The following is a 21485-nucleotide window of genomic DNA, read 5'->3' as shown; positions in this document are numbered from 1 at the left end:
ATATGACCTACACCTCCGATTCGCTAGGTGTTGATTGGACAATACGATGAGCCACTGTTTCAGGTTGAATAGCGGATAATACGATCTGACCGCTGTCCATAACGAGAACTGCACGGGTCTTACGGCCGTAGGTGGCATCGATCAACACGCTTTTTTCTCTCGCATCTTGAATCAATCGTTTAATCGGTGCCGACTCAGGGCTGATAATAGCAATAAGTCGGGACGCCGAAACCATGTTGCCGAATCCAATGTTCAAAAGCTTTGTACTCATATTCTTACTCCTTGCTCTGCTCTTGACCTATATCTATAGGTACATTTACTGCTCTTTAATACTTCTATTCAATATTTTGAATTTGTTCTCTGACCTTCTCCAGTTCACACTTCAGGGACACTACATATTCTGTCACATGTACGTCCGGACTCTTGGAGCCCATAGTGTTTACTTCCCGATTCATCTCCTGAATTAAGAAGTCTAACTTTCTGCCAATTGGGTTGGTCTCTATTAGTGTGTCCTTTAATTGTACCACATGTGAGCTAAAACGTACAATTTCTTCCGTAATATCTGTTTTATCTGCCAAAATTGCCACTTCCTGTAAGATTCTGTCCGAATCGACTGGCATCTTGTGTATTTCCAGTAGATTCTGGATTTTCTGACGGAGTCGTTCTTCATACTGTGTTAATACCACCGCTTTATTGGCATCCACTTGGCCAACCAAGTTTTTCATAGTTTCCAGGCGGCTTTCAATATCAGCCTTTAAATTGTCGCCTTCACGCTCGCGCATGATCAAAAGACCAGCCAGTGCTTCTTTTAATGCCTCTACAGTCAGTTCGCCAAGCACCGTATTATCGCCCGGTACTTCTGTAACCGTCAGCCAATCTCGCGAAATACTCATTACATCGTTTAACCGAATAGATTCCGGATCCTTCGAAAATCCTTCTGTAAGGAGCAAGTCTTTGATCTGATTTACCAAGGTGCGATTCACCTGAATGTCTTTGAGACGGTCCCGATTATCCTTCAACGATACATATACTTCCAGCTTCCCGCGACTCACTGACTCTTTGATCGTCTGTTTTAACAAACTTTCAAACTCATTTAGGACGGACGGCATATTGATATATATATCTAAATAACGAGAATTCACACTTTTGATTTCAACTTGAATTTCTATTTGTGGAGCCGATGCTCTGCCACGGCCAAAGCCGGTCATACTTTTCATATAAATCCCCTTATTCAACGTTACTGCATTACATAGATTTTTAGTTACTGCGTTACATAGATTTTTAATAGAAAAAATTCTTATATCTATTCTAACATGTTACTACCTTAGGGTAAAGAAAACATAAGAGAATCTTAGTATAAGTGAAGAACGATGAAATTAAGGTCCGTACAATTAAAAGCGTTAATAATCTTATCTTCAACCGAACAATTAAGCAAACAAATGTGTTATACTAATAAGAGTATATGAAAAGGAGTCTTAATTATGAACTTAGATGGTTTAACCTTATCGGTCTTAACGCGAGAGTTAAGCCGTGAACTGGTAACCGGCCAAATTCAGCGGTTACTGCAAATAGATAAGACAACCATTGTATTTCGTATCAATACAATGGAAGGAAATAAAAATTTATTAATCACCGTAGGCAATACACCTTCCTGCTACATTAGCCGGGACATTACGGACTTGCCGAAAGAGCCTACCGCTTTGTGTATGTTTTTACGCAAGCATGTAGAAAGTGCCCGTATTACGTCTATTAAACAGGTACATGGAGACCGCATTCTCCTTATTACAGTGGATAAACTGGACTTGGACGGCTCTTTGATAACCACACGTATTTACGTGGAACTGATGGGCAAATACTCCAACTGTATTTTTGTTCAAAATGGTGTGATTTTGGAGTCATTGCTCCATGTAACGCCACTTATGAACCGGGAGCGCTCCATCGGGCCTAAATTGACCTACGAGTTGCCACCTAACAGCGAGCGTATGAGTCTCTTTGATTTCTCCGCCCATGAAATTCAGGACTTGCTGACTACGTTCAAACAGGATACTGTAGCAACCACTGTACGCCGCATTTTTAACGGGTTCGGTCCTATTCTTCTAAAAGAACTTTGTCATCAGGCCGGTACTACTGAAAAAGCCGCTATGGATGATCTTACTCCTGACGAGCTTACGCGACTCAGCAATGCACTGATTCAGATGCAGAAGGATATTGGGGAAAGCACAACTCTCTATGTATATACAGGACCTAAGGGCAAGCAAATAGCTTCTCCAATCCCACTTACTTACATCGATGAGACTTACGAATTGACTCGTACCTTCTCCACCTTATCGGAGGCTGTGGAAGGATCTGTTATGAAGCAAGGCGGCATTCATACGGCGGCCAGAAACTTGGAACAGCTCATTCAGCAGGCTATTCGCAAGGAAGAAGGACGTCACGAAAAGATTCAGGAAGAACTGAAGCTCAGCGATGAAGCGGACACCTATAAGATGTATGGCGACTTGCTCATGATTAATTCGTACATGGAAAGTCACTATCAAAAGGAAATCACACTGGACAACGTGTTAGTAGACCCTGCAGAGCCTATTACCATTACCTTGCAACCGGAACTTACGTTGGTGGAAAATGCGCAGCAATACTATAAGACATATACGAAGCTGAAAAATCGCCTCATTAGCGGCAATTACCAACTTACGGAAAGTACGAAGAAACTGGATTACTACAACTCTATTCTCTACAGTTTATCCTTGGCGAAAACACGGGAAGATATTCAGGAAATTTATTCCGAATTTGAAGCTATCGGTCTAATTAAAAAATCGAAGAAACCTGTTTCTTATAAAACCGGTAAAGAAAACTTCCTCCGCTTTGAACTTCATGGTGGTACCGTATTCATCGGACGAAATAACCGACAAAATGAATACCTAACACACCGCTTCGCGAAGCCGACGGATATCTGGTTCCACACTTTGCAGATTCAAGGAAGCCATGTAATCCTCCGGCCGGACGGCGAACCGTCCGATGATTTACTCACTAAAGTAGCTCAATTCGCCGCCTACTACAGTAAAGCCGGAGACTCAACAAAAGTGCCGGTAGATTATACCTTGGTAAAATATATAAAAAAACCGCCTGCTTCTCCACTGGGTTTTGTTATTTATACTCACCAGCAGACAGTTATTGTGGATCCGAAGTCACCGGAAACCAGTGATTTATTAATAAGCCGATAGAGGGAATAACAGCTTTTTAGAAATTAATTTTGGTTAAAAACAATATTTTTGATTAAGAACAATATTTCTGATTAACTCCAAATTTAATATAATTAATACTATAAATAGATAAATAATATATAAAAGATTAATATTATATAAAAAGGTCTTACAGACACTACGTCTGCAAGACCTTTTTAGTTTAAATTGTTATGACAGTGGCTTGTTGTGCAATTAGCCTAAAATTAAAGCATTACATTAGTTTTTCCAGTATTTTCATAGAAAATAAAAACTGCGACTGCCTTTCGACAGTCGCAGTTTTTAATGTAATACATAAATAGTCTGTACGTCCTCAATAAAAATTAGTATTTATCTTTATTTTCAGGAACGATACGAACACGTTGGATAGTTGGATTACCATCTTTATCCTTCTTCACAGTATCAATCAAGACTTCATATTGATAATTAAGAGAAAACATAAATGAATAAAAAACATTAATATATGCAATTATGAAATTCCGCATATTAATTATGAAGATTTATATATTAAATAAAAAAAGCTCCCCTATTAACTTATTATTACTAATAAGCTAATATAGGGAGCTTTTGCTCTTTTTACTATGAAGTTTTATAACAGTCTTTTACACCATTAGTCTTACGTACTATTAGCTATATAAGCTGTTTATGTAGAAATTAGTCGCGGTTAGTTTGTTTTAAGCTTTCACGATTTACACGCAAGCTTTCCAAAGTTTTTTCCAAATTGCTTTCTACATAGCGAAGCACATCGGACGCGTATTGCAAGGAACTGTTTTTAAGTTCGTCCGATGACTGGTTAGCAGCACCAATAATCTGGTTAGCTTGAGCCTGAGCCTGTTTAACCAATTCGCTTTCATCAGTCAATTTGTTGATATATTCTTTAGCTTGGGCGATTAAAGTGTCCGCCTGACGTTGTGCATCGGCCAAAATTTTGTCTCGTTCAGCAATAACTCGGCGTGATTCTTCCATTTCAAGTGGAAGGGACTCATTAATAGCGTCCAAAATGTTCATAATTTCTTCTTCTTCAATGACCAATTTCGAGGTCATAGGAATGCGACTTGCCGATTCGATTAAATTTTCCAAGTCTTCTAAAAGTTTTTCAGTTCTCATTCTCGCCACTCCTATAAACGTATTACTATATTTTACTAAATTTTGCTTCCAATGCTTTTTTGACAGTTTCGGTAACCAGACCGTCCAGATTTCCGTGGAACTTGGCCAGTTCGCGAATGCCCGTAGAACTTACATAGGAGTATTTATTATTCGTCATAATAAATACCGTTTCAATCTCATCGTCTAAATATTTGGAGAACAACGCTCGTTGAAATTCGTATTCGAAATCACTCAGCGCTCGTAATCCACGAATAATCATGTAACTGTTTTTCGATTTTACATAGTCGATAAGAAGGCCGGACGCACAATCCACTTCCACATTCGGAAGATGAGCTACAGCCTCTTCTATTAATTCTACACGTTCTTCTTGAGTAAATAAACTATTTTTATTTGGATTATCAAGAACAGCCACAATTAGCTTGTCAACTAATTTGCTGGCCCTTTCAAATATATCTAAATGCCCATTCGTAACAGGATCAAAACTACCGGGGCAAATACCTATACGCACTCCATTAGCTCCTTTCAAGCTCATATGGCACACAATAGGTAATCTTAGTATACCCAAATTGTTGCTCTTTTACAATCGACCAACCTTCCGGCAACTCAATCAATTCCTTTTCATGGTGTTCCATAATAAGCATTCCATTTTCTTTTATTAATCGATGCTTTTCAATCACTTCAAACGTAGTCGCTACAAATCCTCGCTCATAAGGAGGGTCGGAAAAAATGTAGTCAAACGTCTTACCCTGTAATTGGGCGCCTGCAGCCTGAATCGTTGTGGCTAACACAGTAACCTCATCGTCCATGCGACAATGTGCAATATTTTCTTTGATAATACGGCTTGTAGCCTTATCAACGCAATATGCACTCTCTGCCCCACGGCTTACAGCCTCTAGTGCAAAGGCACCGGTGCCGGAAAATAAATCAAGCACTGTCGCTTCGTGGAATCCATAATTTGACAATACATTAAAAATACTTTCTCTTACTCGATCTTGAGTGGGCCTTGTTTGAAGACCTTTTGGTGCTTTTAAGGTGTGACCTTTAGCACGTCCTGCTATAATTCTCATACCTTCCTCGAATGCCAACACTCATCATATAATTATAGTATATAATAAGCCAAAATAAAAGTAATCTTCCAAGAAAATTTATTATAAATTCATTTCATCTTTTACATTACGGCCCATTAATTCAATAAGCACATCACGGGGCTGTTTTGATTCATATAAAATCTTATACAGCGCTTCCGTAATCGGTAAATCAAGTCCCTTGGATTGACCGATTTCATACACAGTTTTTACCGCGAAAAAGCCTTCCACCACCATCTTGGAATGGTTCACAATGTAATCCATAGATTCGCCGTCAGCCAGCTTCTGACCGGCCAAACGGTTGCGGCTATGCTTACTCATACAGGTGGCAATAAGATCGCCCATACCGGCCAGGCCGGCGTAAGTTTCACGTCGCGCACCCAGTGCAGTACCGAACTTGGCCATCTCGTGCAGACCGCGCGTAAGCAATAAGGCTTTACAGTTATCCCCTAGGGCCATGCCGTCTGCAATACCGGCAGCCAAGGCGATAATATTTTTAGTCGTACCGGATAATTCCACGCCGGTCATATCTTCGTTCACATACACGCGGAACGTGCTCGTATTCAAGGCGTTTTGAACTGTTTTCGCCGTCTCCATATCGGTGGCGGCAATTACAGTAGCGGCCGGTAAATCGCGTCCAATTTCTTCCGCATGATTTGGCCCCGATAAAATGGCGATATGTGGCGTAATAGCTCCTACCACTTCTCGAGCCACTTCGGATAAGCGGGTTCCGGTTTGACGCTCAATCCCTTTGGAACAGATGACAATAATTGTATCTGCTGTGACGAGCGGTTGAATCTGCTCCAATATGGAGCGCACGTAAATGGACGGTGTTACGACCAATACGATTTGAGTTTTATCCATACAAAGAGCTAAATCAGATTCTATGTGAAGAGCTTCCGGAAGAGTGACTCCCGGCAAATATGTCCCGTTTTCACGCGTTTTATTCATCGTATCCGCCACTTGAGGTTGTCGGCAATACAAATATGTATCGTTGCCGGCTTGCACGCTTTTTAGAGCCAAAGCGGTCCCCCAACTGCCGGAGCCTAAAATAGTTACCTTCATGATGCCTCCTTAATTAATGGGATGCATGATCTTTATCGGTTTCTGTTCGTTCCACTTTTAATTCAGTACCCTTTAACAAACGCATAATATTTTCCCGATGACGAAGGATAACAAATAAAGCGGCTACAAAGCCGAATACAATATACCAAAGCGGTTCATCAAATACAAACATCAAAATTGGCACCAGGGCGGCCCCTACGATAGATCCGAGGGACACATACTTGGTAAGTGCCACAATAACGGCCCATACGGCGAAACAGATAGCCGAGGTAAGCGGTACAAGGAATATGAGTACCCCCAGACCTGTGGCTACGCCGCGGCCCCCTTTAAATCCCAGGAAGACCGACCAGTTATGTCCTACCATGGCTAAAATGCCACCTAAGAGCATTAGGTTTTGGTCCGGCGAAAATAACCATACACCGGCCATACCTTTGGCAGCATCGGCCAAAAATACAGGAAGCGCCGCTTTCATGCCCAACACGCGGTACGTATTGGTGGCACCGATGTTCTTGCTGCCGTATTGACGCACGTCCGTGTTGAAGAAGAGCTTTCCTATAATCAATCCGGAAGGAATAGAACCTAATAAATAGGCTCCTAAACTCAACCAGATAATCGTTAAATTATAATCACTCATCGTCATTTCCCTTCTTACCGCGTAAGATTAATCGAATCGGCGTACCTTCAAAGCCGAACGATTCGCGCAGACGATTTTCCAGGAATCGCATATAGGAGAAATGGATTAACTCCGGTTCATTTACGAAGAGGATAAATGTAGGCGGTTTTACCGACGCCTGCGTCATGTAGTAAATCTTAGGCAGACGACCGTTTCTGGAAGGCACAGGGTTAACGTTCTGTGCATCAGATAATACCTGGTTAAGAACGCTTGTGGATACACGCATGTGCTGCTGTTCAGAAACGAATTTAATCAAATCCGCCAAGCGATGGATACGCTGCTTCGTTAAAGCGGAGGCGAATAAAATCGGCGCGTAACGAAGGAATGCCATTTCATCGTAAATATCTTCTGTATAGCGCAAAGTGGTCTTATCGTCTTTTTCGACTAAGTCCCATTTGTTCACTACAATGATAATCCCCTTGCCTGCTTCATGAGCGTAACCGGCAATTTTCTTGTCCTGTTCAGTAACGCCGTCTACACCGTCAAGTACGAGTACAACAACGTCTGCACGGTCTACGGAGCGCAAGGAGCGAACGATGCTGTAACGTTCTACAGGCGCATCGATTTTCGCCTTACGGCGCATACCGGCTGTATCGATGAGGATAAACTTTTGCCCGTCATGAGTCCAGTGCGTATCGATGGAGTCGCGAGTGGTACCTGCCACATCACTTACGATAACGCGGTCCTGACCCAATAAGGCATTTGTAAGGGACGATTTACCAACATTCGGACGGCCAATCAAGGCAACATGAATTGTATCTTCGTCCTCTGTATTAGTGCCCGCCGGTGGGAAGTTTTTCACCACATCGTCCAAGAGATCACCTAAATTCATTAAGTTTTTAGCAGAAATACCAATTGGATCGCCAATACCTAAATTATAGAATTCATAAATATTAGCTTCCTGACTGATGCTGTCAATCTTGTTTACTACAAGAATAATCGGTTTGCCGCTGGCACGTAAAATATTCGCTACTTCTTCGTCAGCCGGAACAATACCTTGTTTACCGTCTACAACGAATAAGATAACGTCAGCTTCTTCAATGGCAAGCTCTGCCTGAAGTCTCATCATCTTAGGAATTACATGACTGTCGGCGGTAATAAACTCAATCCCGCCTGTATCAATCATGGTGAACTCCCGATTGAGCCACTCAGCGTCAAAATAAATTCTATCCCGCGTTACACCGGGAATATCTTCCACGATGGAAATTCGCTTGTTTACAATGGCGTTAAATAAAGTCGATTTACCTACGTTTGGTCGTCCTACGACTGCGACTAATGGTTTGGCCATGATAATCACCTCAATTACACATAAAATATCACTATATATTTTATCATATTACAGTCAATCTATAAAGATGCAGCATTAATTGGCCATAAGCAATCAACACGTTTTGTTCTATAACTCCAATCAACTTTATAAACAAATAAAAACTGTGAAGTGGAAATCCACTTCACAGTTATGTGATTCTATATTAGTTACATCAGCGGCTATTCGAATGGTAAAACTATTTAGTTTTTATCGGAACAGCTCCAATATAGGCTATATAAAATTATTCAGCGTCAGCTTCTGCAGCAGTTTCAACCGGTTCCATTAATTCAGTCAAAGCCAAGCCAAGTTTCTTTTCGTCTTTGTTAAGGGAAATAACTTTAACTTGTACTTCTTGACCGCGGTTCAAGTAGTCTTCAACTTTCGCATTACGTTGTTTTGTAATTTGGGAAATGTGAAGTAAACCTTGGATGTCGTCGTTAACAGCTACGAATGCACCGTAAGCTACCAAACGTACAACTTTGCCGGTGATAACATCACCAACATGGATGTTTTCTTCAGCTTCGTCCCATGGGCTCTTAGTTAAAGCTTTTAAGGACAAGGAAAGTTTGTTGCTTTCCTGATCGAAGGACTGTAATTTAACTTCGATTTCCTGACCAACAGTCAACACGTCTTCAACGCGTTTAATTTTATGCCAGGAAATATCGGAGATATGAAGTAAACCTTCGATACCGCCAATATCTACAAACGCACCGTAAGGCATGATTTTACGTACAATACCTTTGTAGTTTTCGCCTACAGTGATGTTTTTCAATGCTTCTTCCAATTTAGCTTGACGAGCTACTTCAAGTACGGCACGACGGGAAAGAACCAAACGGTTTTTCTTTTCATCGATTTCCAATACTTTAGCTTCGAACTCAGTACCTACCAAGTTGTCAAGAGATTTAACGAAGTGTACATCCCCTTGAGACAATGGAATAAAACCACGTAGGGATTTAACAGTTACAACAAGACCTGCAGGGATAGCGTCAACGCCTTTACAGATGATTGGTTCATCTTTTTCCTGTGCTTCCTGTACATACTGCCAATCTTCGTCTTTAGCCAAACGAGTAACAGATAAGTAGATAGGATTATCTTCTTTAATGTGGTTCATGATAACAGCTTTAATTTCGTCGCCTTCCTTAAGCACGTCTTTTGCAGAGGCTGGTGCCGGATAGGAAATTTCAGTGCGATTTAAAATAGCTTCTGTTTTGTAACCGAAGGAAATCCATGCACGGTCGTCTTCAACCTGTGCTACTACCCCTTGTACTACAGATCCTTTCTTTAGATCTTCTGCCCAGTCAGATTCTTTGGCTAATAATTCTTCGAATTCACTCATTGTGTCAATGACCTCCTTAATTATCCAGTCGGGTGTCGATGCACCGGCTGTGACTCCTACTGTTTGTGCATGTGTGAACCATGACAATTGTAATTCAGTAGAAGTTTCTATATGGTACGTAGGGCATCCAACGTCACGACATACCTCTGCCAGTCGAGTCGTGTTACCGCTGTTTTTCCCACCTACCACAATCATAAGGTCCACCGTTTTTGCCAGTTCCACGGCTGAGTTTTGACGCTCTTGAGTGGCTGTACAAATCGTTTTGAAAACCTTTAGATTCTTAGATTTTTTCTCTAATATGTCTATTATACTTTGAAACTTAAATTGTGAAAAGGTTGTTTGCACTACAACGCCCATATTTTCCACGAAAGGAATATTTTCAGCCTCTTCTTCAGATTCGATAACTATACCTTCGTTTCCTGCCCATAAGTTGATGCTAATCACCTCAGGATGCTTTTTTTCGCCTAAAATAACTAATTTCATGCCTGAGTCTACAACGGATTTTGCATCCTGCTGCGCTCTTGTCACATGAGGACAGGTGGCATCCACAACGTTAAGGCCTTTCTTAGAAGCTTCTTCATAAATGGCCGGTCCTACACCATGAGAGCGGATAATAACAGTCCCGCCGGGGATTTCGTTCAACGTGTTTACCGAGAATACGCCTTTATCTTCCAAACTTCCCACAACTTGTGGATTGTGAATAATAGGGCCCAGTGTATAACTTTTGTCTGTTTCTTTTGACGTTTCTTCCGCCATATTTACAGCGCGCTTTACGCCATAACAAAAGCCGCAATTCTTTGCCTTGATAATTTCCATTATCTTACCTCTTACGCTATCTATTGTACTACGTTTAAATTATCTTGAAAACAGGAATTTGTAAGTTTTACAAATTTTTTTTATATATTACCGTCAAGTTTTCGAATCAGACCTGTTTTTATTTAATTCCAAAGACAGTTACATATCAAATAACTGTCTTTGGCCTATGCCTGTAACTGATAAATGACTTTGACCTCTATTCTTAACTAACGTTTAAAGTCCGGATGAGACTGACGATAGTCGGACATGAGCTCTTCCAATCGAGCTCGAAGTTCATCATTTACACGAGCAATGGCTTCAGCAGTCGGCTTTTCTTTAGTCACTTTGATTGGTTTGCCAATTACCGCTGCCACCTGATTGCGTTTAATATCTCGAGTCCCCATAATAGCCAAAGGCACTATGTCTACACCTGTACGCAAAGCCATTGAGGCTACGCCGTCATGGAAACGGCCCAATTTGTCATTCTTTTGACGAGTACCTTCCGGGAATATGCCAAGAACTTTGTTGTCTTTCAACAAATTCATTGCATGGCGAATTGCGATTTTATCTACACCGCCGCGACGCAACGGAAATGCTCCCAGCCAAGTACAGAAGAAATTGGAAATAGGATTTTTGAACAACTCTTCCTTGGCCATAAAGTTTACGTGGCGTGGCAAGGCAAGACCGCTTACGCACGGATCATTATTACTCATGTGGTTAGGTGCTACAATAACGGGACCTTCTTTTGGAAAATTCTCCCGCCCCACAATATCTATGTTGTAAATCCACTTATATACTACATGGAAGGCACTGCGCCACAATAATTCTGAAGCTTTATTCACAAGCACACCTTCTTTTCAAAACTATGTTTTTAACTACCAAATAAATTTGAGCCTCATGTCAGCCTCATTGTTTAACTTCAAGAGTTCATATATTCTCAAAGGGTAAACAGGAGCATTTGTGCTCAATTTCAATATTTAAGCGTGAGCTTTCTGTTCAGCCTCACGAATTAATTCTAACATACGATTAACAGTTTCATCAAAAGTAAGGTTGTCGGAGTTTACTACGATAGCTTCCGGCACGCAAACTAATGGAGATTCCTTACGAGTTGTGTCCATTGTATCGCGAGCTTTTACACTTTCTTCAATCTCTTTTAGTGTAACAGGCTCTTTATCCTTTACTTCTAGCCAGCGGCGTTTGGCGCGGGCTTCTACGGACGCTGTTAAGTAAATCTTCAGTTCCGCTTTAGGAAGCACTACAGATCCGATATCACGACCGTCTAAAATGACGCCGCCTTGGGAGGCCATGACGCGTTGCTGTGCCACCAAGTATTCACGCACCAATTTGAGCGATGCCACCTGTGACACATTGGCATTTACTTCCTGTGTACGTATGAAGTCTGTTACTTCCTTATCATTTACAAAAACGCGAAAAGTATTTTCCGTTGGCTCTAAACGAAGAGTCAGATCATTTAATAATTGGGCGACCGCTTTTTCATCAGACGGATTAATCTTATTAGTTAATACGGCCCACGTTACAGCGCGGTACATGGCTCCTGTATCAATATATAAGTAGCCCAGTTTTTTAGCCACCACTTTTGAAATACTACTCTTTCCGGCTCCGGCCGGTCCATCTACAGCAACGGCAATACGTTTCGATAACGACATAGAAAATACTCCTTACTTTGATTTATGTTTACATGTTTTATTTGTAATACGTTTTACTCCACATCACCGTGCACGGCGTGCATGGCTGGCCACATAGCCCATAGAGAATGCAGCTTGTAAGTTATAACCGCCTGTGAAGGCGTCCACATCCATAACTTCGCCGGCACCGTACAACCCTTTAATAAGTTTGGATTCCATAGTGCGCGGTGTAAATTCTTTTACAGAAATGCCACCGGACGTTACGATAGCTTCCGCAATAGGGCGAAGCTTTTTAAATCGCAATGTTAAATGTTGCAATGTGCGAACCAGATTCAAACGTTCTTCTTTGCTAATCTGGTTGATGAATTTATCGCCGCTCAGGTCCGCTTCCTGAATAATAATCGGAATGAGTCGTTGTGGCAGCAAATCCTTCAGACCATTGGACAATTGCTTCTTGGAATATAACTGGAAATCTTTCTGAACGCGTAAATCCAATTGCTCCGCTGTAAGAGCCGGTTTCAAATTAATTTCCAATGTAATTGCACCGACGTTTTTCTTTTTCATGAGCTTGCCAACCGTATGGCTTAAAGATAGAACAATCGGTCCCGTAATGCCGAAATGAGTAAACATCATTTCGCCGAACTGTTTCGCTTGTACTTTATTCTTAGCGACTACAGACAATTCCACATTGCGTAAGCTTAAACCCATAACTTCCTGCACCCATTTTTCCTCAGTCTCTAAAGGTACTAAGGATGGACGCAAATCGGTAATGCTATGACCTACGGCTTTTGTCAATTCGTACCCGTCGCCGGTGGATCCGGTCAATGGATAAGACAAACCGCCGGTAGCGATAATTACGGCATCGCCATAATAGGTTTCACGAGTTGTAACAACTCCTTTAACCTGGCCATCTTCAACAATAATCTCTTTAACGGCTTCGTTCAAGTGTAATTTGCCGCCATAACTTTTGAATACGCGCATGAACATATCGCGTACTTCTAAGGCCGAATCAGACTCAGGGAAAATACGGCCGCCCCGTTCCACCTTAGTTTTTAATTTCCAGTGGTCCAAAAGCCCTAACAAGTCTCTATTATCAAATTGCTGATAGGCACTCATGAGGAACTTGCCGTTCCCCGGTGTATGGGCGATAAAATCTTCAATAGGGGCATTGTTCGTAATATTGCAACGGCCTTTGCCGGTAATCCCCATCTTCTTACCGATCATGTTCATCTTTTCAATCAACGTGACTACCGCACCTTCACGAGCTGCGATAGTTGCAGCCATAAGGCCGGCGGCTCCCGCACCTACTACTATAATTCGTCTCATGGACGGCCTCCTCGTTTACCTGCATCACCGCGACCACCGTTTCCGCTTGTGCCACGCATATCAGAACGTCGAGTGGAACTACGGCGTGCATCTGAACCGTAGCGAGAATCAGCTGTACCTCTTGTGGAGGAACTGCGGCGTGCGTCTGAACTATAACGGGAAGAAGAATTGCCTCGTGTATCAGATTCACGGCGGAAATCAGAAGCGCCTCGTGCGTCTGAACCACGACGACGGGATGCACCGGCGCTGCCCGATGTACGTCGACCTGTGCCGGTAAATGCGCCACGTCGTGCATTACGAGCTCCTTCTCGTTGTTGTTCTCTATTCTTACGGGAAATCTTGCCTACCGGTAAGTCTACAAGTCCTTTCAACTGACGAACTTCATCATCACGCAATGGACGATAAGCGCCGCGTTTAAGACCGGCCAAGGTAATTCCGCCGTAAGCAATGCGCTTCAAGTTATAAACGCTGTAATGGAAATGTTCAAACATGCGGCGTACCTGACGGTTGCGACCTTCATGAATTGTAATTTCCACAGTTGTTACATTCTGTTTGCTGTCAAAACCGAAGTCCATAATGTCCGCCGGTGCAGTCATGCCATCTTCAAGCTCAACGCCCTGACTTAAAGACTCCAAGTGCTCATCCGCTACACGGCCCTTAAGTTTTACTTCATAGGTTTTGTTAACACCTTTGGACGGATGCATTAAAGCCTGCGCCAAAGCACCGTCATTTGTTAACAAAAGAAGTCCTTCCGTATTGTAGTCCAAACGGCCAATCGGATAGATACGTTCCTTAATGTCTTTTAAATAATCCATAACGGTTGCACGGCCTTGCGGATCTCCTACAGATGTAATACTTCCCTTCGGCTTATTAAACACGTAGTAAACCAACGCTTCCGGTTCAATGCGCTGACCGTCAATTTTAACGCGGTCAACGGCAGGGTTAATTTTTGTACCCAATTCAGTAACCAAACGGCCGTTAACAAATACTTTGCCGGCCACAATCAGTTCTTCCGCCTTACGACGGGACACATAGCCGCAGCGGCTGATATATTTTTGCAAACGTTCTGTATCCATACTTACCTCTTTTCTTCTTTAGAGACCATTTTCAAAATGGTCTTTATCTATTTACGATTAAATTTATTATTATTATTTTTAGTTATTGCGTCAATTTGCTTTATTGTTTTAATTTGCTCTTTACACAATTCATACATTTAACTTTACATGGTTTACATAAAATTAACAGAAACTGTACAATTCATATGCTGCTGAAAAAGCAAATACTCTCTATCTTTTTATTATACCGTACCTAGCTCTTCTTTTAAATTGTCAACAGACTCAATACCCACGCTTCGCAAAAATGTATCCGTTGTACCATATAATACGGGACGTCCTATTGTTTCCTTGCGGCCTAATTCCGCCACAAGATCGCGTCCTACCAGCTGCTTCAACACTTTTTCGCAGTTTACACCGCGAATTTCTTCAATTTCACTTTTCGTAACCGGCTGTTTAAACGCTACAATAGCCAATGTTTCCATAGCTGCCGGAGATAAACGATCTTCTTTTTGACGAATCTTGCTTACATAGTCGCTGCTTTCCGGCGCACTTACCAACTCGTAGCCGATGCCGCTCATTTTCAGACGAAGTCCTCGTCCTTCACTTATCAGCTGTGCCTCAAAGGAGTCGAGCGTTTCTTTCATGCTCGGTTCGTCCATTTCAAAGAGTTCGCTCAACAAGGCCAACGGTACAGGCTTTGCCGCTGAAAAGAGAACCGCTTCAATATGGCTGAGCAATTCTTTGTGCGTAGGCATTTTCTTTTCTTCCGAAAGTACGGAACGCATTGTATCTATATGTAATTCATTAATATGTTTATCTGTAGCATCTTTATCTACTATATTTATATCTATTGTATCTTTATCTACAATATTTTCATCTATAGTCTCTTTGTCCGTAATATCAATATCTGTACGATCCATATTCATTATGCTCCTACACAACTGCACTGATGAGTGTTATATCTTCTACGCCATGACCGGCGGTTTCTTCTTTATGGGCACGCAAGGAAAATACTTGCCGTTTCAACAATTCCAATACGGCTAAAAAGATTGTTACTTTTTCCGCACGCACTACCGCATTATCCATTAATAATTTAAAACTGATGGAACGTTTTGTCTTAGCCAACAATAGCAATTCGTCAATTTTATTTTCCAAACTATATTCTTCTTTTTCCACTTTGACGGTTGGTGGTTCAACTTCCTTTTCCTCACTGCGTTCGTAACAGCTGCGGAACAACTGATAAAGTTGACGAAGTTCAAAACGATAGACCGACTCTTGGCCCCACTGACTGAGTGCGTCAAGACGGCTGAAACTCTGGCTGCTCATTTCCGTCTTCTGCGTAAGTGCATCAGTGAGTTCTTTAATCTGTTTATACTCTAACAGATTGGCTACCAGTTCATCCCGCGGATCCACTTCTTCATCCGGATTAAGTGCTGCCGTGCGAGGCAATAACATGCGGGATTTTATCTGTAATAATGTGGCGGCCATTACTAAAAATTCACTGCTGTATTTAATGTCGAATGTTTGCCACAACTTTAACTGCTCCATATATTGGTTCGTAATCTCCACAATGGGGATATCATATATGTCAATCTTATGTTTTTCAATAAGACTCAACAATAGGTCCAGCGGGCCTTCAAATACGTCCAGTTTATATTCGTAAGACTGCATATATAACTCCTTTCTTAAACTGTGAATTTACCGAAAAATGTCAACTATTAATTATACCTAATATTTATGGATTCTTCCACCTTTTTGCTTGTAATTTTATAGTATTTCTGATATCGTATTGATGATAAACAGAATACTTTGTAAAAAACTTGTAAATATACTATAAAGGAGTTATATATGTTAACAGCTTCTTGGCGTAAGCCCTCTCTGCTTTATGCGGGCTTTGCTGTTCTAATCTTCGCTTTACTTTATTTTACATACGAACCCTTAGCGCTGGGATTTGATTGGGAAGACATTACACTCCTGGCACTGCCTACTATAGGCGGTCTTTTTTTATGCCAGTGGCTTTGGGGGACACACCTGTTACGCCTCGGCTTTTGGGCTCATCTCATATTAGGTATAGCGTGGGTGCTTACTTACCCGCTTCTTTATCACTGGTCCTATACCAAGCCGTTCTACTTTTATGAGTTTTACCCGGACTTCCTATTCGGTACCATGTACTTTATCGGCATTTCATCCTTACATTACATTTTAACACTTTGGTCGAAACGCCGTTACATTGTAACCACATTCATAACTTTGATTGATTGGGCCATGACAATGATTCCACTCATTCAGATCGGTTACTACATCAACACATGGCACTGTTTGACACCGGCCACTTTAATGGCCCTGTATCAGACGAATACGGAAGAAGCACTGGGCTTTTTAAAAAGCGCTGCCGGTATTCCCGGTCTTATCGGACTTGGGTTCCTGCTCTTCTTCCTGTACATTTTCTTCTTCTGGTGCAATTGGCACATGTATAAGATTACTTTCAAACGGAAACATTTCAAGGAGAATAAAACACTTCGTTTCCGAATTCGCGAAGGTCTTCTCTATACAGGCTGCCTGGCCATTTTAGTATACTTGCCTACGTGGGGATTTTTCCATACAGATATGGTAAAAAACTGGATGGATGTAGCTACATACATGCGAGAACTGCAGCAATATTCGATTCATCACAAAGATGTGTATAACAATTTGAAGTTATCTACGCAGGAAACTGCCGCTACAGGTGCACCGGGTACGATTATCGTAGTTATCGGTGAATCGGCCTCTCGTAATTACATGAAGGTGTATAATCCTAACTTCGAATATAATGATACGCCATGGCAAAGTGAAATGGCGACCACTAATCCGGACTTCATTTTCTTTAGAAATGCGTACTCATCGTATGTGCAGACTGTACCGACTCTTGAACGGGCATTAACTGAACGAAATCAATATGATGACAAACCATTCATGGACTCCGCCACTATTATTGACGTAGCTAAGAAGGCGGGCTATTACACTAGCTGGTTTAGTAACCAGGGCGTGTACGGCGAGTATGATACGGCGATTTCCCTAGTTGCGAAAACGGCAGATCGTCCACTCTGGGCTCACGAAGCCTATATGTTCTCAGACAAATATGACGGCGTAGTACTTTCCTTGCTACCTCACGCCGATCCTACTAAAAATAACTTTATCGTTATTCACATTATGGGCAGTCATATTTACTATAATGACCGCTATCCACATGAGTTTAGTCAGTGGAAAATCGGCAATGTGCCTCAAGGCAAAGAAGCCTATGCAAACAGCCAGCTCTATACGGACTGGGTATTGCAGCAAATCTTCACCTATGCTAAAGAACATCTCAACTTACAGGCTATGCTTTACTTCTCCGATCATGGAGAAAGCTTAAAACTGTCTCATAACCCTGATATCTTCGACTTCGACATGGCACGCATTCCTCTTTGGGTGTATGTATCCCCAACATATCAGGAAGCGTACCCAACAACCGTGGAAACCATGCGTGAACACGAATATCAGTACTTTACCAATGATTTACTCTATGATATGGTATCCGGTCTCTTACAGGCTCCATCCAATCATTACGATCCGAGCCGAGATTTTACCAATCCGGACTACCGCTTCAACAAATCAAACCTTACAACCTTGTTGGGACAACAAAAACTTTCCAATGATCCGGAAGCAGTTGATCCATAAATAAAAAAGGCTATGCAAGAGCTCTCTAAGAGTTTCCTGCATAGCCTTTTTAAGTTATTAGTACATTTATTCTATCCTATTGTCATACGACATGATGTTACGTTTTTATAGTGCTGAAAAACAAAAATAGACTGAACATCATGTTCAGTCTAAATGGTGCCGAGGACCGGAATCGAACCGGTACGGTTATTTCTAACCGACGGATTTTAAGTCCGTTGCGTCTGCCTGTTCCGCCACCCCGGCATGGGTGGAAAAATATGGAGGCGGCACCCAGAATCGAACTGGGGAATAAAGGTTTTGCAGACCTCTGCCTTACCGCTTGGCTATGCCGCCAAATAATGGAGCGGAAAACGAGATTCGAACTCGCGACCCCCGCCTTGGCAAGGCGGTGCTCTACCACTGAGCTATTTCCGCATACATGGTGCCCCAGGGCAGAATCGAACTGCCGACACAAGGATTTTCAGTCCTTTGCTCTACCGACTGAGCTACCGGGGCAAACGTGGCGACCCCGATCAGATTTGAACTGACGATCTTCGCCGTGACAGGGCGACATGTTAACCGCTACACCACGGGGCCGTTTACGTTACTTTGTTATTATATGTTTTTAGCAGTTAATTGTCAAGTCCTCTTTTTTGAAAGTTTATAATTAATTTTAAATACTTATTCAAAATTAATCCGACATACTGCAACATGAATAATAACTAGTTGCCTATTTGACGCAATTCTCAGTGCATTACTAAGTTCCGTCATCTGACAACTAGTTTATTATAATGCATATTTTACTTTTTTACAAGCCCTTTTTTTATTTTTTACATTTTTATTTTTTTTGATGTAAAAGCTTGTAAATATATAGGCATAACACAAGGATTTGTAAGAACTCTTTCAATAAATTTATATTGTTTTACATTCTTTACAAGACATATTACACGGCTTTATCCATAAGTTTTAGAAGAAATGGATTATGGGCCATCTCCTCCCCTATGGTAGTGTCTTCCGCATGGCCCGGATGAACGATTAAATTCTTGTCCCAGGTCATGAGTCGGCGCAATGTATTATCCAGTTCCTCCTGATTGCCATTGTAATTAGTCACGGCACCTACAGAGTTTTTTAACAGTGTGTCGCCTGTGAAAAGGTGCTGCCCCCACTGATACATAACTCCGCCTTTGCTATGTCCCGGCATTTCAAAGACTTGTAAATGAAAAGGTCCTATATTCAGAGGCCCTTCTGTAATAGGCTCAATCGGCGAATTACAGAGCTTTTTATATGCAGACGGCATGCGCCGTTTTAGTTGAAGCAGCTCTCTGTCACCTTCGTGCATATATACAGGCACATCAAATGCTGCCTTTACACCGTCAACGGCACAAATGTGATCACAATGTCCATGAGTCAGCAAAATAGCCAACAGCGTGCGGTCCCCTATCATTTCAAGGACCCTATGGGCATGAAATCCCGGGTCGATGACCAGGGCCTTATTATCCTCCGCCAATACATAGCAATTCGCTTTGTAGAGGCCCAGAGGTTGTTTAATGATTTCCATAAGATAACCTCGCAATACTGTTGGCAATACTAACCTGCAATGAGATTTAAACCTACAATGAGACTGAAACCTGCAATGAGTCTTAAATGCTACAATGGGATTTAAAAGTGGCGATGAGATTGTACGGGACGCATGATTTTATAGCTCTTCTTACGTCGTTTTACAAAGTATCCCTGCCAGAAGTCAGGATGCAATAATACAAGGAGCGTAAATAATTCTAAACGGCCCAGCAACATATCGACTAAGCAAACAATCTTGGCGAATGGATGAAGCACCGCAAAGGAGCCGGATGGTCCTAAGGTACCGAACCCTAATCCTACGTTCCCCAATATACCGGCCACACATTGAATGGACTCTCCGAACGGAATGCCTGTAGCGGAGATGCAAAGGGCTGAAATGGCAAAAATGGTTAAGTATAAAAAGAAAAATTCCTGTGCCAACTGAACCCATTTATTAGGCATCGGTTTACCATTAATTGTAATGGATTGTACCAAGTCCGGATGAATGGCTTTACGCAAATAAATAAGACTGCTCTTTATGAGAATAATAAAACGGATAATTTTGATGCCCCCTGTAGTAGATCCGCTACATCCGCCAAAGAAAGTGGATGTAAACAGCATCATTTGTCCCAAAGGAGGCCATTGATCGTAGTTCCCGAAAGACAGGCCTGAACCGGTCTGCATGGATACGAGCATGAAGGACCCCATGTTGATGGATTCCCACACGGATAATTTACTTTGGAACGTTAAGGACAAGACTACAAAGGTTGCACCAATCGCTAAAATCATAAGATACATGCGATACTCAAAATCTTCCCAGAGGGATTTAAACCCCTGTTGGAACACATTGTAGTACACCGCAAAGTTACCGCCTGCCAAGATCATAAAGGTAATAAGAATAAAGCGAATATAGCCGTTATTGGCATAGATTTCAGCTACGCCCGTATTAGGCGTATAACCGCCTGTAGCGATGATGGAAAATGTCATATTTACCGCATCGAAAAGACTCATGCCGGCCAATAATAAAGCCACAAAGCAAATGGCGGAAAAGATTAAGTAAATTTTCCACAGTTTTAACGCCACAGACTGAATGCGAGGCATAACGATGCCTGGACGCGGTACGGACGCTTCCGCATTAAACAGATGGGCCGAATCGGCACCTAAGTTTTTCAGGAAGGCCAAAACGAGTACGATGATACCCATGCCGCCCAACCAGTTCGTCAAGCTGCGCCAAAGCACATAAGCCTGCGGTATATCATCTATATCCGGGATTACACTGGCCCCTGTAGCGGTTATACCCGATACCGACTCAAAGAGAGCGTCGATAAAGTTTGGTAAAATGCCGCCAAAGTAAAATGGCAAGGCTGCAAATAAGGATACTAATATCCAGGTGGAACCTACGGTCAAAAAGCCGTCACGCAAACTATAGGACCGGCTGTTTTCGCCATAGTAGTACAAAAGACCGCCTACAGAGGCAGCCGCTATTGTACTGATAAGAAAAGATATGAAAATGTCTTCAAAAATAATTCCGTAAAAGAAAGGTACCAGCATTGTTAATGATACGATTAACATAAGCTGACCCACCAGTCGCATAACAATTTGAATACGCATACGGCA

At 41.9% G+C, this 21485-nt stretch carries 18 protein-coding genes, 5 tRNA genes and 1 pseudogene; 2 read left to right on the top strand and 22 right to left on the bottom strand.

Annotation, left to right across the window (positions count from 1 at the left end; translation table 11 throughout):
* Window positions 1-7: 7 nt before the first annotated feature.
* Window positions 8-271 (bottom strand): extracellular matrix/biofilm regulator RemA, encoded by a 264-nt coding sequence (remA, locus tag KHZ77_RS00875; RefSeq protein WP_295194729.1) that lies wholly within the window; start codon window positions 269-271, stop codon window positions 8-10.
* 64 nt (window positions 272-335) lie between these two features.
* Window positions 336-1217 (bottom strand): YicC/YloC family endoribonuclease, encoded by an 882-nt coding sequence (locus KHZ77_RS00870; protein ID WP_295194727.1) that lies wholly within the window; start codon window positions 1215-1217, stop codon window positions 336-338.
* Window positions 1218-1481: 264 nt separating this feature from the next.
* Here KHZ77_RS00870 and KHZ77_RS00865 point away from each other — a divergent pair, with 264 nt between their 5' ends.
* The gene (locus KHZ77_RS00865) at window positions 1482-3221 is read left to right on the top strand and encodes an NFACT family protein (RefSeq protein ID WP_295194724.1); all 1740 of its coding nucleotides are present in this window, start codon (window positions 1482-1484) and stop codon (window positions 3219-3221) included.
* Between the two features lie 672 nt (window positions 3222-3893).
* Here KHZ77_RS00865 and KHZ77_RS00860 read toward each other — a convergent pair.
* The 13 genes and pseudogenes from KHZ77_RS00860 to KHZ77_RS00800 form a co-directional block, all read right to left on the bottom strand.
* Entirely contained in the window at window positions 3894-4346 is a 453-nt protein-coding gene (locus KHZ77_RS00860; protein WP_295194723.1) for an ATPase, read from the bottom strand.
* A gap of 25 nt (window positions 4347-4371) precedes the next feature.
* Window positions 4372-4854, bottom strand: a complete 483-nt coding sequence (gene coaD, locus KHZ77_RS00855) for a pantetheine-phosphate adenylyltransferase (protein WP_295194720.1) — start codon at window positions 4852-4854, stop codon at window positions 4372-4374.
* Between the two features lie 4 nt (window positions 4855-4858).
* Window positions 4859-5413, bottom strand: coding sequence for a 16S rRNA (guanine(966)-N(2))-methyltransferase RsmD (gene rsmD / locus KHZ77_RS00850; protein ID WP_295194717.1), 555 nt, complete (start codon window positions 5411-5413; stop codon window positions 4859-4861).
* An 81-nt stretch (window positions 5414-5494) separates the two neighbouring features.
* Complete coding sequence (locus KHZ77_RS00845) at window positions 5495-6496, bottom strand: NAD(P)H-dependent glycerol-3-phosphate dehydrogenase (protein ID WP_295194714.1); 1002 nt, start codon at window positions 6494-6496, stop codon at window positions 5495-5497.
* Window positions 6497-6509: 13 nt separating this feature from the next.
* Entirely contained in the window at window positions 6510-7130 is a 621-nt protein-coding gene (gene plsY / locus KHZ77_RS00840; protein WP_295194712.1) for a glycerol-3-phosphate 1-O-acyltransferase PlsY, read from the bottom strand.
* On the bottom strand, window positions 7123-8457 hold the full coding sequence (gene der / locus KHZ77_RS00835) for a ribosome biogenesis GTPase Der (RefSeq protein WP_295194710.1): 1335 nt from the start codon (window positions 8455-8457) through the stop codon (window positions 7123-7125). Before der ends, plsY begins: the two co-directional genes overlap by 8 nt.
* 262 nt (window positions 8458-8719) lie before the next feature.
* Window positions 8720-10630, bottom strand: coding sequence for a bifunctional 4-hydroxy-3-methylbut-2-enyl diphosphate reductase/30S ribosomal protein S1 (locus KHZ77_RS00830; RefSeq protein ID WP_295194708.1), 1911 nt, complete (start codon window positions 10628-10630; stop codon window positions 8720-8722).
* Window positions 10631-10836: 206 nt separating this feature from the next.
* Window positions 10837-11451, bottom strand: a complete 615-nt coding sequence (locus tag KHZ77_RS00825; protein ID WP_295194706.1) for a lysophospholipid acyltransferase family protein — start codon at window positions 11449-11451, stop codon at window positions 10837-10839.
* A gap of 135 nt (window positions 11452-11586) precedes the next feature.
* On the bottom strand, window positions 11587-12276 hold the full coding sequence (gene cmk / locus KHZ77_RS00820; protein WP_295194704.1) for a (d)CMP kinase: 690 nt from the start codon (window positions 12274-12276) through the stop codon (window positions 11587-11589).
* 63 nt (window positions 12277-12339) lie between these two features.
* On the bottom strand, window positions 12340-13581 hold the full coding sequence (locus tag KHZ77_RS00815) for an NAD(P)/FAD-dependent oxidoreductase (RefSeq protein ID WP_295194702.1): 1242 nt from the start codon (window positions 13579-13581) through the stop codon (window positions 12340-12342).
* A gap of 368 nt (window positions 13582-13949) precedes the next feature.
* Window positions 13950-14657 (bottom strand): annotated as a pseudogene (locus KHZ77_RS00810) (pseudouridine synthase); the annotation flags it as partial.
* Between the two features lie 221 nt (window positions 14658-14878).
* Complete coding sequence (scpB, locus tag KHZ77_RS00805) at window positions 14879-15556, bottom strand: SMC-Scp complex subunit ScpB (protein WP_295194700.1); 678 nt, start codon at window positions 15554-15556, stop codon at window positions 14879-14881.
* Window positions 15557-15569: 13 nt separating this feature from the next.
* Window positions 15570-16307 (bottom strand): segregation/condensation protein A, encoded by a 738-nt coding sequence (locus KHZ77_RS00800; protein WP_295194698.1) that lies wholly within the window; start codon window positions 16305-16307, stop codon window positions 15570-15572.
* A gap of 177 nt (window positions 16308-16484) precedes the next feature.
* On the opposite strand from KHZ77_RS00800, the gene KHZ77_RS00795 reads away from it, so the two are divergent.
* Window positions 16485-18332 (top strand): phosphoethanolamine transferase, encoded by a 1848-nt coding sequence (locus KHZ77_RS00795; RefSeq protein WP_295194696.1) that lies wholly within the window; start codon window positions 16485-16487, stop codon window positions 18330-18332.
* Window positions 18333-18486: 154 nt separating this feature from the next.
* Here KHZ77_RS00795 and KHZ77_RS00790 read toward each other — a convergent pair.
* The 7 genes from KHZ77_RS00790 to KHZ77_RS00760 all read right to left on the bottom strand — a co-directional run bounded on the left by KHZ77_RS00790 (window position 18487) and on the right by KHZ77_RS00760 (window position 21479).
* A tRNA-Leu gene (locus KHZ77_RS00790) sits at window positions 18487-18575 on the bottom strand.
* A gap of 15 nt (window positions 18576-18590) precedes the next feature.
* A tRNA-Cys gene (locus tag KHZ77_RS00785) sits at window positions 18591-18665 on the bottom strand.
* A gap of 6 nt (window positions 18666-18671) precedes the next feature.
* Window positions 18672-18746, bottom strand: a tRNA-Gly gene (locus KHZ77_RS00780).
* A gap of 5 nt (window positions 18747-18751) precedes the next feature.
* Window positions 18752-18827, bottom strand: a tRNA-Phe gene (locus KHZ77_RS00775).
* 5 nt (window positions 18828-18832) lie between these two features.
* A tRNA-Asp gene (locus KHZ77_RS00770) sits at window positions 18833-18908 on the bottom strand.
* A gap of 346 nt (window positions 18909-19254) precedes the next feature.
* Window positions 19255-19869 carry an MBL fold metallo-hydrolase gene (locus tag KHZ77_RS00765; protein WP_295194694.1) on the bottom strand — a complete coding sequence of 205 codons (615 nt, stop codon included), beginning with the start codon at window positions 19867-19869 and terminating at the stop codon, window positions 19255-19257.
* Window positions 19870-19970: 101 nt separating this feature from the next.
* A complete protein-coding gene (locus KHZ77_RS00760; protein WP_295194692.1) occupies window positions 19971-21479 on the bottom strand; it encodes a TrkH family potassium uptake protein in 1509 nt (502 codons plus the stop codon).
* Between the last annotated feature and the right edge of the window lie 6 nt (window positions 21480-21485).

Origin of the sequence: Veillonella sp. (assembly GCF_018364065.1) — a bacterium.
In the GTDB taxonomy this organism is placed as follows: Bacteria; Bacillota; Negativicutes; order Veillonellales; family Veillonellaceae; genus Veillonella_A.
This window is presented reverse-complemented; position numbering and strand designations above follow the sequence as displayed.